Raw genomic sequence first — 16,606 nt, forward strand, 5'->3', positions numbered from 1 at the left:
CCGGCGGGCCTGTCCCGGGCGTCCGGGCGGTGCCCTCGCTCGTAGGCGTCCACCAGGTCGTAGACGGCGGGTGGCAGCCAGTGCTGCGCGCCGAAGCCGGTCGCCTGCTGCCAGCGTCTGTCGATCTCCTCCAGCAGGCGGTTCGGGGTGGGCCGGCGTGCCGGGTCACGCTGCATGCAGCGGCGGATCAGGTCGGTGAGCGCCGGTGGGAGGGCGGAGAGGTCCGGTGGCCGGGAGAGCAGCTGGGCCAGCACGTTGACCGGTGTGTCGCCGTGGTAGGCGGTGCGGCCGGTCGCCGCGTACAGCAGGGTGGCGCCGAGGGAGTACACGTCGGTGGCCGGGGTCACCGACGCGGTGTCCATGGCCTGCTCCGGGGACATGTAGTGCGGCGTCCCGATCACAGCCTGGGTGAGCTGCGCGCTGCCGACCGACGACCGGACCAGCCCGAAGTCGATCACCTTCGGGTTCTCCCGGGTCACCAGCACGTTCGACGGCTTGAGGTCCCGGTGGATCAGGCCCACCCGGTGGATGGACTCCAGCGCCTCGGCGATCCCGGCCGCCAGCCACAGCACCGCGTCGACCGGCAGCGGGCCGGCCCGGCGGACCAGCCAGGACAGCGACGGCGCGGGCACGTAGGCGATGGCCAGCCACGGCATCGCGGCGTCGGCGTCGGCGTCCACCAGTGACGCCGTGTACACGCCGCTGACCTGCCGGGCCGCGGCGGCCTCCCGGGCGAAACGCTCCCGGAAGCCGGGCTCCTCCACCATGTCGGCCCGCACCGTCTTGACCGCGACCAGCAGCCCCGAGCGTGACTGGCCCAGGTACACCCGGCCCATCCCGCCGCCGCCGAGTACGCCGAGGATGCGGTAGGGGCCGATCGTGCGCGGGTCCCGCGGCGTCAGGGCGTCACGCATGCTCTCGAAAGAGCTGTTCGTGCCCGTCACGTCCGCCTCCACCTGTTCGTCACAGCCGTCAACGTGCCTTTACGCCCCGCATCGCGGGGCGGCGTGCCTTTACGCCCCGCATCGCGGGGCGGCGTGCCACTGAGTACCGTGCCGCCGGACGCCGTGCCCCGGGCGGTCGTCCAGGTGATCGTTCCCCGGATGGTCGTCGTTGGAACGATTCTTCTCCTCCGCCCTCGACATCGCCCCCGACCGTGATGGCTCCTCCGGGCGTGGCAGCCGTCCGTTCCCTGGATGTGGTCGTCGTCCATGGGGGCGTGGTCGTCGTCGTGCCTGGTCAACGGCCCGCGCGCACCGGGGCCGTGCCTCCGGCGACGCTGGTGGGGGCCGGCAGCGCCGCCCGGCTGATCGTTGTCTCCAGCCACGGGGCGAGCTGGTGCATGCCAGCGGTGCTCAGGTGGACGGCGTCGATGTAGAACGGGCCGCCGGAGGCGGTACGGGTCCAGCAGCGGTCCTCCTGGCACAGCGCCGCGTCGATGTCGAGCGGCAGGACCTGCGGGTACCGGCCGGCGGCCTCGGCGATCAGCGCGTTGTAGCAGCGGCTGGACATCGGGTCGGTGTCCCCGGTGACACGGCGGCTGTTGGCCAGCAGCACCGGCCGGCCGGGAGCCTCCTGCTCCCACAGGCGCGCGGCCGCGGCCAGCCGCTCCCGGTAGACCTGCCGGTAGCCGACGTCGCAGGGGGAGACGACCGCGCTGCCCACCAGCCGCGCCGCCGCGTCCCCACTCAGGTCGACCAGCAGGACGCCGGGCCGGCTGGCGGCGATCTGGGAGCGCCAGTACCGGTCCCAGTGCGCGCAGTCGCGTGCCGGCACCGCCGGTGCCCGCGCCGATGCCGGCAGCTGGGCGTCGGCGCTGACGTGGGCCCGCGGCGTCGCCGGCGGTGGTGCCGGGAACAGCCCGCAGCCGGGCAGCGAGCCGTCCACCACCGGGTAGCGGCCGGAGCCGCGCCGGCCGGCCGCCGCGGCCAGATCACCGGCGAACGACCCGCCCAGCACCAGGACCACCGGCTGCCTGCCCGCCCGTGACCGCTGCTCGACCAGGCCGGGCAGCCATGCCCCACCGACCGCGACGGCGGTGTAGGCCACCGCCAGCACCGGGGCGGTCCAGCGCAGCGGCCACCGGCGCAGGCGCAGCCGGCCGACCAGCGCGTCCTGCAGCAGCAGCCCGAGGAGCGCGGCCAGCCCCCCGCCGACCACCAGCAGGGCATGCGGGCGGACCCGCGGGAACGCGGTCGCCAGCACCCAGAACAGCGGCAGGTGCAGGAGCAGAAGCGGGTAGCCCAGCCCGCCCAGCTCCACCGGCAGGCCCCGGCCGAGCAGCCACTGCAACGGGTTGTGACGGGCAGGTGCCGGCGGGCGGTCCACGCTGGCCAGCAGCAGCGCGCCGGCGCCGGCGGCGACGGCCGGGCCCCCGTTACGCAGCCAGCCGGCGGGGTACGCGGTGGCGATGATCCCGTCGGCGGCCAGCACAGCCAGTGCGATCGTCCCGGCCGCCGCCGCCCACCAGGAGCTCCGCGCCCGGACGGGGCCACCGGCGGCCGGGCCGCCGGCAGCGGCCGGCGCCGTCACCGACTGGGTGAACGCCGACGGGGTGTGCTGGGCCTGCGCGTCGTGGGCCCGTTCCGCGCGGCGGGCCCGCGCGGCCACCACCACCGCGGCCGCCGCGGCGCCCAACAGCCATTCGGCCGCCCGGACGTGGCTGCCCAGGGCCAGTTCGGGCAGGCCCGCGCCGGTGGCGGCCCGGGCCGGGCCGACCAGGCAGGCGCCGGCGGCGAGCAGCACGGTGCCGGCCGCGGCCAGCCCCGCCGTCCGGGCCGTCCGGCCCGTGTGCCCCGGCCGGCCGAGCAGCCGGGAGGCCCACCAGATGCCGACCAGCAGCAGCGGACCGGCGATGGCGAACTGCTCGACCAGGCCGAGCAGCCACAGCAGGCCCAGCGGGTCGAGCTGGGCGGGCCGGTCGGCGTACCAGTCGCCGCCGGCGCCGGCCAGCCAGTTCCGTGACACCAGGTCGAACCAGTTCCCCACGTGCGCCAGGCCGGCGACCGCCTGTGGGCCGAGCTGCCGGGCCTGGCCGGGCGGGCTGAGCAGCACGGCGAGCCCGACGGTGGCGACGAGGGTGAACAGCAGCAGCGGGAGCCGCTGCTTGACGTGCTCCCTGACATGGCCACGGTAGACGCCGGCCAGGCCGGGGCCGGCACGGCCGTGACCGTGGTCGTGGCTGCGGCCGTGTTCGTGGCCGTGTTCGTGGCCGTGCCGTTCGCGCGTTCCGGTGGCCCGGGAGCAGGCGGCCAGCAGGACGCGGGTGGTCAGGTAGCCGCTGGCGGCGAGGAGAAGATCCGGCCCGAGCAGCTCCGCGCGGAATCCTCCGGTACTCTGCAACATCACCGCGAGTACCGCGACACCGGACACACCGATGACCGCACGTGACGGGGAAGAGCTCAGCGTACCGCCCTCCAGCCCGAGAAGCAGTCCCGGATCGTCTGTTCGGCGGCCCTGCCGGCGAACGACTCGTGCCGGTCCCGCAGCGGGTCGACGGTGCCCGGATTGACGTGGAAGTCCACCCGCCACCAGTACAGGCCGGCCAGGGAGCGTTCCCGCGCCATCTGGCAGGCGGCGGCGAACCAGCGTTGCTGGACGAGCTCGTTGACCGGGCCGCCGTTGTTCGGGTTGGCCGGATGCCGGTAGATGCCGTCCTGCGCCGGAGCGCCCACCTCGTACAGCAGCAGGTTGGGCATCCGGCCGCGGGCCCGGCGGTCCAGCCAGGAGTGCCAGCCCGCGGCCAGCTCCGCCACGGAGGCGTCATCGGGCAGCTGTAGCTCCGGGTAGGCGTCCACCCCTGTCCGGTCCACCGGCAGCCGCACCGTGGTGTGCACGAACGTGTCCCAGTTGAACGCGTACCCGGTCTCGCCGTGGAACAGGGTCCGGGCGTACCCGGCCAGCTCCGTCCAGCGCGGGTCGCCTTCCAGCGAGCTGAGCTCTGTGCCGATCACCACGGTGGCTACGCCGGTGCGCGCGGCAAGGACCAGGTAGGGCGTGAGGAAGCGGCGGTAGGAGGAGAACCAGGCGTCCCGGTCACCCGGCCTGATCGTGCCGCGCCAGTCCAACGGGTTGGCGGCGGTCAGGGTGCGCTCGTCGAGCGTCGGGCGCAGGGTGACGCGCAGGCCGGAGCGTCTGGCCTCGTCCACGAGGATGCCGAGGCGCTCCGGCGTGGGGGTGGTCCGGCCGCCGTGGACGGCGTTGGAGCGGGCCGTGTCGGTGAAGAAGGGGAAGGAGACGCACAGGGCGTTGGCCTCCAGGCCGACGACGTAGTCGACAACCTGGCGGGCCTTGGCACGGGCCGTTTCGACCGGCTCGTCGGGATTGTCGTCCCAGTAGACCTGGACGCCGAGCTCGGGCCGGCCGGGCTGCCAGGGGTAGGCGACCGCGAGGCCGGCCCCCGCATCCGCCCGCGGGCCGGCTGTCGCGATGGCCGGCGGTGGCGCGGCCGGGTGGAAGGCGGGGGTGCGGTCCTGGGGCGAGGCGGCGCAGCCCGTGCTCGCGGTGAGCATGACAAATACGGCGGCCAGCGTCGCGCCGGCCGTGCCCAGTCTGATCACATCGGTTTCGCGATCACGTTGAAGGTGGACTCGCCGCCCCGCAGGAAGCGGACCAGCCCCCGGAACACCGCGATTGCCTCCAGCAGGGAGAAGAACGGGATCAGCAGCAGCAGGCAGGGCGGCTCCCACCAGCGGCGCCGCGAGTCCGCCGAGGCCGATACGTTGATCTTCAGGCCTTCCCAGTAGAGCCAGATGCTGTAGGCCATGTTGGCCGCCCAGACGGGCAGCAGCAGGACGCTGGCCGGGGTGGTGTCGGTGTCCCCGAGCAACGAGCCGACCAGGAGGATCAGCCCCAGGTGCTGGATCGGCCCGCACGCCCAGACCAGCACGTTGTGCATCAGCAGCAGCCGGTGGCGCAGTGGGATGCCGCGGTCGAACGCCAGCCGGAACAGCCCCCAGGACCAGCGCTCCCGCTGCCGGATGAAGTCGGCCACGGTGGCCGGGGAGGCGCCGTAGGAGCGGCCGGGGAACCAGTCGCTGCCGCCGGGGTGACGGCCGCAGAAGACCAGCGCGAACTGGGCGTCCTCGACGATGGCCTGCGGCCCGAAGTCCCAGCCGGTGGCCGCCTCCACCGACGCCCGGACCAGCAGCAGCTCCCCGTGCAGCCCGGCGCGGGGCACGCCGCGGCCGGTGGTGGCCGCGAACAGGCTGATGTCGCAGCTCGGGCGGACCGCGTCGGCCAGCCAGGTCAGCCTGTTCACCGCGTGTTCCCGCGGGTAGCTCAGCACCCCCTGGGCGAGGTGGCGGGCGTTCTGCCCGGCCAGCCACTGGGCGTTGAGGAAACGGGCCATGGCCTCGGCGGTGTCGGAGCTGACGCCGGTGTCGTCGTCCATGTGCAGCACCCACACGTCCTCCCTGGCCTCGCCCTCGGCGCAACGCAGCTCGTGGGCGTAGTGGTTCGCGCGGGCCTTGAACCGGGTGCCGTTCGGGGTGCGGTAGCCGCGGGGCACGGTCACCACGCGGATCAGGCGGTCCGTCGCCGCCAGCGCGGCGATCCGGTCGTGGGCGGCGCAGCCCTCCTCGACGACCACGTCCACCCGCAGGTGGGGGAAGTAGTCCGGCAGGTACCGGCAGAAGGAGTGGACGACCCGCTCGAGGGCGGGGTAGGTGTCGTGACGCCCCACCGTCGGGACGACCACGATCAGTGGGTCGCGCACGATTGCCGCGGTGACCGGTAGTTTGCGCTCGCGGCGCAGCCGGACGGCCGTGCGCACGCTTCCGTACATACCGATGGTGGTGTTTACGATGGGTAACGTCCAGACCACGGCCGCTATCCAGCCCATGAAGCCGAAATCGGGGTCGCGGGCCCAGGCCCACCATCCGAAGACACCGAACACCGTGAAGCCGATCAGAAACGAACTGAAACCGGGCCGCCATACCGACCGTTCCCGGGATTCGGTCAACGGCATCGTGTCGTGCGCGACGGAGTTGGCCCACTCCAGGGATTCCCGACGTATGAGATGTTCGGACGTGGTCACGCGGCTCCCCCCACAGGAGTCTGATCACGGTCCTCGAAACAATACGCCAGCCGGACCGGAGCGGGTGTATACCGTCGGCGATACGACGGCCGCCGTAGCTTACCGGCGGTCCCGCGGTGTGTATCAGCGCGGGTAGGCGGTGGTGCCTCGTGGTGATTCCGTTGTCGGCGCTGGTGCCCGGCCAGGCGCCGGCGCGACCCGCCCGGGCCTGGGCCGACGCGGCCTGGCGCAGGCCTGCGCCAGGCCGGTGCGACCGCTATGGGCCGGTGCGCCGTTGGGCCGGTGCGGGCCGTCATGGGCCGGCACGGCGGCCGTCGTAGGCGGCTGGGGCCTGCAAGCGGGCTGTGACCGGTCCCGCCGTGAGGCCGGATTCCCGGCCCGGCCGGGTTCCGCCCCGGAGCGGTGAACGCTACGCCGGCCGGGACGGGAGCTCCCGGCCGGGACGGGACATTCGCTCGGCATGCCCGGCGAGAAGCGCGGCGGTGGCCGACGGGTGGATCACGCGGCGGCCGTCGTAGTCGGGGTAGTGGGAGCCGTCGTCATCGCGTCCGGTGAGAAGCCAGAACTGGTCACCGTCACCGTCAGCTTCCTCGACCGCGGCCGTCCAGGCCGCGTAGACCGTGTCGCGGGCGGTTCCGCCGTCCCGCCAGGAGAATTCCTCCAGCACCGCCGGTACGCCCGCCGCGGCGGCCTCCCGGAAGTGGTCGTGAATCCAGCGGACACCCCAGCCCGGCGATTTTTCGCCCCATTGCTGGGGGTGCAGATGAAATGTCCCGTAATCGATCGCGGGCAGCTCGAGGAGCCGGTGCCAGACCACTCCCTCCTGGTTGGAGGACGGGTAGTCGGCCGTGCCGGCACGGCCGTGGAAGCCTTCGTCGCCGACCGCGACCAGCTGGCGGGGCGCCCGTTTACGGACATACCGGCTCATTTCGTCGGCCCAGGCGGTCAGGGTGTCCCCGGACGGGTCGGACGGGCAGCGGGGCTCATTGGCCAGCTCCCAGGCCATCACCGTCGGTTCGTGGTTGTACGGGACGCCCGTGTACCGGTTCCGCCGGCCGGTCACGTGCGCCACCCAGGCCCGGTAGCACTCCTTCATGGCGCGGTGGCGGAAGAAGTCGTCGTGTCCGGCGGAGAACCACGTGGCGTACTGGGGAATTCCCCCGAAGTCGCGCCAGTTGTTCGTCAGGGCGATCACCAGCCGCAGCCCGAGCTGCCCGGCCCGGAAGACCGCGTGGTCCAGCGGCTCGAAACCGTCCTCGTCGTAGCGGAACGGCTCCGGTTGCAGTACCACGCCGTCCGCCGGAGTTCCGTCGAGGAAGCCCCAGCAACGGACCACCCGCAGGCCGAGCGCGGCGGCGTCGGCCAGGACGCTGTCAGCCATCCGTTGGCTTTTGTAGTGCAGGTAGTAGTTGTTGGTGCCGCAGAAGCGGAAGCGTCTGCCGGCGAGCCGGAACGCGCCGTCGTGCACCTGGACGAAATCAGTGGTCCGACGACCGGCGGGACCGGATTCGGTGAAGGAGGACACGCTCCGGGAGAATACGGCTGCCGCCCACGGCGAAGCGTCCCCGAGTACGGGATACTGAGACGCCGGTCACATAGCCGTGCGTAGCTGCACGGGTGATGTGCCACGTAGGCGACGGCCCGTACAAGTGACGGGCTGGATGAATGACGCTCTGCATAACAGCCGTCGGCTGTCGGAAAAAGATCGCGGCACGCGCGTCGCCGCCGCCCGCCGGACCGGAAAACACGCGGCGTACACACACGCCCGACGCGGGTTCCGGATGGGTGTTCACGGATGGCAGCCGTGCTGGCCAGCCGGGGTTCTAACCGGTCGCCGTCACCCGGCGGATTCGGTCGTTGCAGTTGTCGGTGATGTAGAGGAAACGTTCGGTCACGTCCAGCCCCAGGCCGTTGGGATCGCACAGGCGGGCCGCGGTGGCCGGCCCGTTGTCGCCGGAGTAGCCGGGTGCGCCGATACCGGCGACGGTGGTGATGACACCGTCGGTGCCGATGCGGCGCACCCGGTTGTTGTCGGTGTCGGCGATGTAGAGGCGCCCGTCGCCGGCAACCGCGACACTGCCCGGGTTCGCCAGGTGGGCCGCGGTGGCCGGCCCGTTGTCGCCGGAGAAGCCCGCGACGCCGGTGCCGGCGATGGTGGTGATGACGCCGTCGGAGCTGACGCGGCGGACGCGGTTGTTGGCGTTGTCAGCGATGTAGAGGTTGCCGGCGGTGTCCGCCGCCAGGCCGCCGGGCCCGGCCAGCCGGGCCGCGGTGGCCGGCCCGCCGTCGCCGGAGTAGCCGGGTGCGCCGGTGCCGGCGACGGTGGTGATGACGTCGTTGGTGCCGATGCGGCGGATGCGGTTGTTGCCGCTGTCGGCGATGTAGAGGTTGCCGTCGGCGTCCACCAGCACGCTGGTCGGTTTCGCCAGCTGGGCCGCGCTGGCCGGCCCGTTGTCGCCGGAGAAGCCCGCGACGCCGGTGCCGGCGACGGTGGTGACGGTTCCGACGACGTTGATGCGGCGGATACGGTTGTTGTCGGTGTCGGCGATGTAGAGGTTGCCGGCCCGGTCCCGGGCCACGTCCGTGGGCGTGGCGAAGTAGGCCTGGGCGGCGGGCCCGTTGTCGCCGGAGTAGCCGTACGTGCCGGTGCCGGCGATGGTGGTGATGACGCCGTCGGTGCCGATGCGGCGGATACGGTTGTTGCCGGTGTCGGTGAAGTAGACGGCACCGGTGCTGTCCACCAGCGGGTCGTCCGGCCTGCTCAGGTCGGCCGCGGTGGCCGGCCCGTTGTCGCCGGAGAAGCCCGTGGCGCCGGTGCCGGCCACCGTTATGATCACGTCTGGTCGCGGCGGCCGGCTGATCAGCAGAACGGTGACCACGATGGCGGCCACCGGGACGGCCACGGCCACGACGACGGCGGCGGCGATCCGGCGACGCCGCCGGCGGCGGGTGCCGTCCACCGCCGGCGGCGGGGCGGCCGGCACGGGCTCGAGCGCACGCCGCGCGGTCACGTCGGCGTCCCGGCCGGCCTGCCAGCCGGTCGCCTGACCCCGGCCGGCCCACCGGTCGGCGTCGCGGTCCCGCGGGGCCCGCTGGTCGGCGTCGCGGCCGATGCCCGCCGGGACCGCCACCGGCAGCCTGCCCTGCGCCGGCGGGCCGGTCGGTAGCCGAGGCGGTGTCGGCTGGCCGAGTGGCGTCGGCTGGCTGGGTGGTGTCGGCTGGCCGGGTGGCGCGGCGGTGGCCCGGTTGGTGGCGAGCCCGCCGGGCAGCCCGCCCGCCCCGGCCGGGTACCGCGCGGCCTCCCGGACGTCGTCGGCGACGTGCAGGCCGATCTCGCAGCGGCTGGTCCAGCGCGGGCCGTACGCGAGGGCGGCGGCGCGGGCGAGGTCGAGGGCGAAGGCCCGGGCGCTGGGATGCCGCAGCGCAGGCTCCCGCTGGAGGGCACGCATGAGGGTCTCGGCCACGGGCTCGGGGACGCCGGCGGGCGGCGGTGTGGGACGGTCGGCGGTCTTCTGCCGGATCAGCGCCATCAGGGACAGGTCGGGACCGAACGGCGGGGCGTCGGCGAGCATCTCGTAGAGGACGATCCCGAGCGCGTACAGGTCGGTGGCCGGGCTCAGGCGGTCGCCGCCCAGCTGCTCGGGCGCCATGTACCTTGGTGTGCCGATGATCGTGTTGGTGGCGACCGTCGTGGCATTGAAGATCTTCGCGATGCTGAAGTCGGTGACCTTCAGCAGGCCGTTGCCCGAGAACAGCACGTTGTCGGGCTTGATGTCGCGATGCAGCACGCTCCTGGTGTGGGCGCACTCCAGCGCCTCGGCGATGGCCAGCCCCGCCGCGCAGGCGTCCTCGGCGGACAGCGCGCGGCGCCGGCGGGTCAGCGTCCCCCCGGCGAGCAGCTCCATGATGATCAGGCACAGGCCGTCGCGCTCGACATAGTCGTAGATCCGGACGATGTGCGGGTGGTCGAGCCCGGCCAGCAGCCGGGCCTCGGTCGCGAAGGTGGTGGGCAGGCCGGGGTCCGCCGTCGCGGGCAGGACCTTGATGGCCACGTCCCGGCCGAGGCCCTGGTGGTGCCCGGCGAGGACCAGGCCGTGCCCGCCGCTGCCGAGTTCCGCGCCCAACGTGTAGGCGGGCAGCGCCGCGGCCACCCGGGAAAGATCGACTAATGGCACGGGCCCGCCCCGCCGTCACGTGCCGTCAGCCGGGCGAGCCCGGTGGCGAGGACCCGGCAGCCCAGCGCCGCCGCGGCACCCAGGAACGCGAGCGCCGGCAGGACGTAACGGTGGTCGAAACCGGCGGTCGCCGGCGGTACGACCAGCAGCGTCACCGCGACGGCGGTGGTCAGGGCCAGCGGCGCGCGCAGATGCGGACGGTACCGGCCCGCCAGCCCGGTGCCGAGGACGGCGCCGAGCAGCAGCAGGCCCAGCACCGGCCCGGGAACGGCCACCCGGAGCTGGTAGCCCGCCAGCCAGCTGGCGAACGGCTGGCGCAGGCGGTGCGCGCCGTCACCGTGCTCGTAGGCGCGGACGTCCTCGGGAGCGCTGCCACCGGGAATGTACGTCCGGTCGGGGACCGGGTCGGGTGGGACGTGGAACAGGAAGGGACGCACCATGCCTGCATTGGGGTAGTCGGTCAGCCGCGGCCCGAACGTCCGGGAGAAATCCCTTGCCACGATACCGGCGTAGTCCAGCGGCTGTGTCACGATCGCCCGGCGGGCGAACCTGCCGGCCAGCGATTCCTTCGCCGGGCTGAAAACCCGGCCCGCCGGGCTGGAAAGCTCGCCGGGAATGCCGTCCAGCGGGGTGCCGGTGTGCCAGATGTAGTTCGACGGCGGCTGGCGCTCCCCGAGCGGCTCCCGCGGGCAGAGGACCGCCAGGTCGGCCGGCGGGTGCGTGCGGGCACAGTCCACGAACGACGTCGTCCGGGAATAGAGGAAGACCCCGTCGCTGCCGACGATGCCGGCCCGGCCGTGCGTTACCTGGAACCAGGCGCCGTAGCAGCCCAGGGGGACGAGCAGCGCCAGGCAGAAGGCGAGCACCGGCCGCCGGCCCGGGCGGCGGGCCAGCAGCCAGCCGCCCGCCACCAGCGCCAGTGGCAGGCCGACCGTGCGGGTCAGGGACGCCCCCGCCAGCAGCCCGCCCGCGACCAGGGCGGCGGCCGTGGTCGGCCGGCGCCACCACAGCAGGGCCGTCACGGCCGCCACCGTCAGGACGGTGAACAGCGTCTCGGCCATCACCATGTGCTCGATCTGGACCTGGTACCCGTCGAAGAGCTGCGGGCCGGTGGCGAGAGCGGCCAGCCAGCCGGCCGTCCCGTGCCGGCGCAGCAGCATGTAGATCATGACGGCGACGGCCAGGCCCAGCAGATGCTGGACGACGACGACGAGCCGGAAGCTGTGGAGCGGCTCCAGCAGCATCAGGAAGAAGCTGTAGCCCGACGGCCGCACCTCGTACGGCTGCGGCCGCAGCGCCACCCCGAGGTACTCGAAGCTGTCGTTGAACCACAGGGCGGGCGCGTAGCCGACGACCGCCGTCAGGCGTACGATGACCGCCGCCACCAGCATCGCGGTGAACAGCGGATGCCGGCGGGCCAGCCGGGCCTGCCGCCGGCACCAGGCGCTGCCGGCGGCGTGCCAGCGGGCGGACGGCCCGGCGGCGTCTTCGGCGGCGTCCCCGACGGCATCGGCCGCCGGTGTCTCACGGAGGGCGGACCACGCCCGGGGCGGGAGCCGCGCGCTCCGCCGCGCCCGGGCAGGCTCCCGGCGGCGCACCGGGGACGTCACCGCGTACTCGACAGGAGCGCCACCGCACAGACGTCCCGGACGGCCTAGAACCAGCCGCGGTGGGCGCCGAGATGCTGGAGCTGCTCGTGCAGCAGACCGGCGAGATGGCGCCGGTCGGTGTCGTGATGGCCGACCCGCAGCCGGCTGAGCGCGTCCCCGCCGGCACGCAGCAGCCCGCCACGCCGGTCGGCCTCCAGCACCACGTCCACGCCGGCGGCGTCGACCAGGAAGGTCACTTCCAGCTCCTTGACGCGACGGGCGTACTCCCCGCCCGGATGCAGCTCGATCTCCTGGTAGAAGGGCAGGTCGGAGCCGGCCAGCCGGCCTTTCTCCACGTCCGCGGAGTGGAACCGGAAACCGAGGTCGCCGAGCGCGGCGAGGACCGCCTCCTGGACGGGCAGCGGGTGCACGCTCACCGGGTCGAGGTCGCCGGGGTCGACCGCGCCCGGGATGTCCACCGTGGTCTTCACGCCGATCCTCATGCCGCGCAGGTGCCAGCCGCCCACGTCGGTGATGGGGGTCTGCCAGGGGACCGGCAGCTCGAAGCGCCCGCTGGTCTCCTGGTTGGCGGCGATGGTGAACTTCCCGCCGATGCCGCGGGTGCCGAAGCTGACGTTCTCGTACCAGGTGGAGTCGTCGGTCTCGACCTCGACGGTGGCCTCGAGGGCGACCCGTATCTCGTTGACCGCCTGGTCGACCTTGCCGCCCCTGATGGTCACCGTCCCGGTGACCAGACCGCCGGGCAGGACCTCGGAGCGGTCCAGGACCGTTTCGACGTCGGCGTTGCCCACTCCCAGCCGCGCCATCATCCGCTTCATGCCCACGTGCTCCGCTCACCCTCCATGTCGGTCATGGCTGTCGTATCCGCTGTATCTGTCGTGCCTGTCGTGCCTGTCGCCACGCGTGTCGTGCCCGTGATGCCCGTCGCGGCGTCCGGCGGCGCGCGTCCCAGCCGGTACCGGACACCATCGAGCGTCCATCGGACATCGTTGCCGGGCGCCCCTACGCTCTCACACACGGATTACCGCGACCCGCGACCGTCTCGCGTCATACAGCTTTACGTCACATGGCGGACGGGCCGTACCGCCGTCGAGGCACGCTGGCCGCCGTCGGCCGGGTACGGCAGGGTGGATGCCGTGGGACGGGTGACGGTACGTCGGCAGGTGCTGCGCATCCGCGCCGACGGCGGGCGGACGGCACGCCCCGACAGCATCGCCGGCGAGGAGCCGCTGGAACTGCGCGTGGCGGGAAGGCCGCTCGTCGTCACCATGCGGACGCCCGGGCACGACGTCGACCTCGCCTTCGGCTTCCTGACCGGTGAGGGGATCATCGGCGCCGGCTCGGACGTGCTGGGCATGCGCTACTGCGCCGGCACCGACGAGCAGGACGGGCAGGCCCACCAGCAGACCTACAACGTCCTGGACATCGCCCTCGCCCCGACGGTTCCCCCGCCCGACGCCAGCCTGCGACGGGCCTTCTACACCAGCAGCTCCTGCGGGCTGTGCGGGCGGGCCAGCATCGAAGGGGTGCGGCTGCGCGGCCGGTTCACCGTCGAGGACGACCCGCTGGTGCTGTGCCCGCGGGTGGTGCTGGCCCTGCCGGAGCGGCTGCGCGCCGCGCAGAAGGTCTTCGCCAGCACCGGTGGGCTGCACGCCGCCGGGATCGCCGACGCCGCCGGGAACCTGCTCGTGGTCCGGGAGGACGTCGGCCGGCACAACGCGGTGGACAAGGCCGTCGGTCACGCGGTGCGCGAGGGCGCGCTGCCGTTGCGCGGGCGGGTGCTGGTGGTCAGCGGCCGGGCGTCGTTCGAGCTGGTCCAGAAGGCCCTGCTGGCCGGGATTCCGGCGCTGGTCGCGGTGTCGGCGCCGTCGTCGCTGGCGGTCGAGCTGGCCGCGGACGCCGGTATGACGCTGATCGGCTTCGTCCGCGGGGATTCCATGAACGTCTACACCGGGGCGCACCGCGTCGGCACCGTCCCCGTGGTCCCCGTGGTCCCCGTGGTCCCCGCGGTCCCCGCGGTCCCGTCCGACCCGTCGACGTAGCAGGCGCGGCAGACGTAGCAGGAGCCGCGGCGAGAGCCGGCTGTGACGACAACCAGTCGTGACGGCAACCTACTGTATCACTGGCCGTAGCACAATCTACTATTTTATAACATTTTGTAACTAATCGGACTCTACTGTGAAAGCGACCCGATCCATGCGTACTTGTCGGACATGGCGTGCATCCAGGGGATAAGATGCGCTCTTGTGACCTGCATCGTCGGTCTTGAGCATGACGGCAGGGTGATCATCGGTGGTGACAGCGCCGGGGTAGCCGGCTACTCCATCACCGTCCGCGCTGACACCAAGGTGTTCCGTAACGGCGAGTTCGTCATGGGTTTCACCTCGTCGTTCCGGATGGGCCAGCTCCTGAGGTACAGCCTGGTCCCACCCGCCCCCCAGACATGGGACATCGACCGGTTCATGGCCACCGACTTCATCTCCGCGGTGCGTGACTGTCTGCGCGAGGGCGGCTACACGCGCACCGAGTCGGGATCCGAGGCCGGCGGGGTGTTCCTGGCCGGTATCCGTGGCCGGCTGTACCGCATCGACTCCGACTTCCAGATCGGCCGCAGCATCGACCTGTACGACGCCGTGGGCTGCGGGGAGGAGTTCGCCCTGGGCTCCCTGCACGGCAGCGGGCATCTCGCCCCGGAGGACCGGGTGCAGCTCGCGCTGGAAGCCGCCGCGCACCACTCCTCGGCGGTGTGCCCACCGTTCCACGTCATATCCGCCCCGGGCCCCGGCTGACCACGGCGCCGGCCGCCGCCCGCCGGGGCCACGGCCGGCCGGGGCGGTCAGCGCCGGCGCAGCCCGCCGCGCAGGATGGCGGTGACCCGGGCCCGCCGGCCGCCGGTCGGGGTGAACGTGTCGGAGGCGTTCTTCAGCGCGCCGTACTCCTCGTCGGTCAGCTCGATGTCGGCGGCGGCGACGTTGCTCTCCAGCTGGGCGACGCTGGAAGCCCCGGGGATCGCGACCACGTTCGGGTGCCGGAGCACCCAGGCCAGCGCGATCTGCGCCGGGCTCGCGTCGTGCGCCGCGGCGACGTCACGCAGGACGTTGAGCACCGGCCGGGCCGCGTCCAGGTTCTCCGGCAGGAACAGCGGATGCGACGTACGCGCCAACGACGTCGGACGGCGTTCCCGGCTGTAGCGGCCGGAGAGCACGCCCATCGCGAGCGGGCTGTAGGCGATGATCAGCCGGTCGTTCTTCACCGCGTGCGGCACCAGCTCCCGCTCGGGCTGCGGGTGCAGCAGGCTGAACTGCACCTGGTTGGACAGCACCGGTGCGCCGAGCGCCTCCTCGGCCGCCTGCCAGCGCTCCAGCGGGTAGTTGCTGACGCCGACCGCGTCGACGAGGCCGACCCGTTGCAGCGCCGCCATGCCGCGCATGGCGCTGGTGTCGCGCAGCACGGGGTGGGGCTGGTGCACCTGGTAGAGATCGATCTGCCGGACGCCGAGCCGGTTGGCGCTGGCCACCGCGCGCTGCTCGACGACCGGCGCGACCGGCAGCACCGGGAACAGCTTCGTGGCGATGAAGGACGTCTCGAGCGCGCCGGCGTCCCGCAGCGCGGAACCGAGAATCCGTTCGCTGCGCCCGAAGCCGTACAGCTCGGCCGTGTCGAAGAAGGTCACCCCGAGCTCGAGCGCCCGCCGGACGATCGCCGGCGCCTCACTGCCGGCGTAGGCCGCGCCGTAGCCCCACTCACGGGAACCGAACTGCCAGGTCCCCAGCCCGATCACGGAGATCTTCTTCTTTGTCGCTACTCCGTCGACATACCGCATGACTCCAGTGAACGCCGTCCGGCGCCGGTGCGCGACCCGGTCGCGTCGGTACACGACCCGGTCGCGTCGGTACACGACCGAGTGGCGCCGGGCCGGGCCCCGCCCGCCGGCCGGCTGCCCGAAGCGCGGGTCACTGGCCTGCTGTGTCCGTCGGCTGACAGGGTCCGGACCGCTGTGGGCCGTCGAAGAGATCCTGGCCGGGCTGCTAGTTTTCTAGACGCCTCCGGCGAAGCGAGCACCCGGGTAGTCCGGTTTCGTGCGGTCCGCGTCCGTTCCGGATGCCCGGCGTCGAGGCAGACCGACAGGTCGACGCTGAAGGGGAGCGCGGTGGTCCAACAGTTCAACCGGGGGCAGAAGAGCCAGCTGTCCGCGGTCACCCCGGGCACCGACCTCTACATCGGGATCGCGCTGACCGCGCCCGGTCTCGCCTGGGACGTCTCCTGCTTCGGCCTGGACGCGAACGACCGGCTCTCCGACGATCGCTACTTCATCTTCTTCAACCAGCCGGCGTCCCCGGAGGGGTCGGTCCAGCTCCTGGGCGAGCAGGCCGGTGACACCCAGTCGTTCCGGGTGACGCTGGACAAGGTGCCGGCGGGCATCCACAAGCTGTCGTTCTGCGCGGCGATCGACGGCGCGGGCTCGGCGTCCCAGCTGGCCGCCGGCTACTTCCGGATCGTCGTCGGCGGCGCCGAGGTGCTGCGCTACGCCTTCACCGGGGCGGACTTCACCAGCGAGCGCGCCATCATCATCGGTGATCTCTACCGGAAGGGTGTCTGGCGGGTCGCCGCGGTCGGGCAGGGCTTCGCCGGCGGGCTCGCCGAGCTGATCCGCTCGTTCGGCGGCGATGTGGAGGACGACACACCACCGCCGCCACCGCCGGCCGCGCCGGCAGCGCCCAGTGGGTTCGGCCCGCCGGCCGGCGCCACCCGCACCCAGGCGGCACCCCCGCCCGCGGCTCCGC

The 16,606-nt window shown here is 73.0% G+C and carries 12 protein-coding genes; 3 read left to right on the forward strand and 9 right to left on the reverse strand.

Features of this window, described 5'->3' with window-relative positions; genetic code table 11:
• From AC5LUJ_RS06420 to AC5LUJ_RS06455, 8 genes are all read right to left on the reverse strand, one after another.
• On the reverse strand, positions 1–944 hold a 944-nt coding region (locus AC5LUJ_RS06420), incomplete at its 3' end, for a serine/threonine-protein kinase (RefSeq protein WP_493464615.1).
• 295 nt (positions 945–1,239) lie between these two features.
• Positions 1,240–3,372 (reverse strand): SGNH hydrolase domain-containing protein, encoded by a 2,133-nt coding sequence (locus AC5LUJ_RS06425; protein ID WP_493464616.1) that lies wholly within the window; start codon positions 3,370–3,372, stop codon positions 1,240–1,242.
• Between the two features lie 29 nt (positions 3,373–3,401).
• Positions 3,402–4,559 (reverse strand): glycoside hydrolase family 113, encoded by a 1,158-nt coding sequence (locus AC5LUJ_RS06430; RefSeq protein ID WP_493464617.1) that lies wholly within the window; start codon positions 4,557–4,559, stop codon positions 3,402–3,404.
• Positions 4,556–6,037, reverse strand: coding sequence for a glycosyltransferase family 2 protein (locus tag AC5LUJ_RS06435; RefSeq protein ID WP_493464618.1), 1,482 nt, complete (start codon positions 6,035–6,037; stop codon positions 4,556–4,558). The genes AC5LUJ_RS06430 and AC5LUJ_RS06435 overlap by 4 nt, the downstream gene beginning before the upstream one ends.
• Before the next feature lie 409 nt (positions 6,038–6,446).
• Positions 6,447–7,505: a glycoside hydrolase 5 family protein gene (locus AC5LUJ_RS06440; protein WP_493464619.1), complete on the reverse strand. Its 1,059-nt coding sequence runs from the start codon at positions 7,503–7,505 to the stop codon at positions 6,447–6,449.
• A gap of 355 nt (positions 7,506–7,860) precedes the next feature.
• Positions 7,861–10,212, reverse strand: coding sequence for a protein kinase domain-containing protein (locus AC5LUJ_RS06445; RefSeq protein ID WP_493464620.1), 2,352 nt, complete (start codon positions 10,210–10,212; stop codon positions 7,861–7,863).
• The gene (locus tag AC5LUJ_RS06450; RefSeq protein WP_493464621.1) at positions 10,203–11,822 is read right to left on the reverse strand and encodes a hypothetical protein; all 1,620 of its coding nucleotides are present in this window, start codon (positions 11,820–11,822) and stop codon (positions 10,203–10,205) included. The genes AC5LUJ_RS06445 and AC5LUJ_RS06450 overlap by 10 nt, the downstream gene beginning before the upstream one ends.
• 44 nt (positions 11,823–11,866) lie before the next feature.
• A complete protein-coding gene (locus AC5LUJ_RS06455; protein ID WP_250287339.1) occupies positions 11,867–12,646 on the reverse strand; it encodes a sporulation protein in 780 nt (259 codons plus the stop codon).
• A 312-nt stretch (positions 12,647–12,958) separates the two neighbouring features.
• Here AC5LUJ_RS06455 and fdhD point away from each other — a divergent pair, with 312 nt between their 5' ends.
• Complete coding sequence (gene fdhD, locus AC5LUJ_RS06460; RefSeq protein WP_493464622.1) at positions 12,959–13,864, forward strand: formate dehydrogenase accessory sulfurtransferase FdhD; 906 nt, start codon at positions 12,959–12,961, stop codon at positions 13,862–13,864.
• Positions 13,865–14,068: 204 nt separating this feature from the next.
• Positions 14,069–14,611, forward strand: coding sequence for a hypothetical protein (locus AC5LUJ_RS06465; RefSeq protein WP_250287370.1), 543 nt, complete (start codon positions 14,069–14,071; stop codon positions 14,609–14,611).
• Between the two features lie 47 nt (positions 14,612–14,658).
• Here AC5LUJ_RS06465 and AC5LUJ_RS06470 read toward each other — a convergent pair whose 3' ends face one another.
• On the reverse strand, positions 14,659–15,603 hold the full coding sequence (locus AC5LUJ_RS06470) for an aldo/keto reductase (RefSeq protein ID WP_493464623.1): 945 nt from the start codon (positions 15,601–15,603) through the stop codon (positions 14,659–14,661).
• Positions 15,604–15,972: 369 nt separating this feature from the next.
• Here AC5LUJ_RS06470 and AC5LUJ_RS06475 point away from each other — a divergent pair.
• Positions 15,973–16,606: TerD family protein (locus tag AC5LUJ_RS06475; protein ID WP_493464624.1), on the forward strand; the 634-nt coding region annotated here is incomplete at its 3' end.

The organism is Protofrankia sp. CiP1_Cm_nod3 (genome assembly GCF_982290655.1).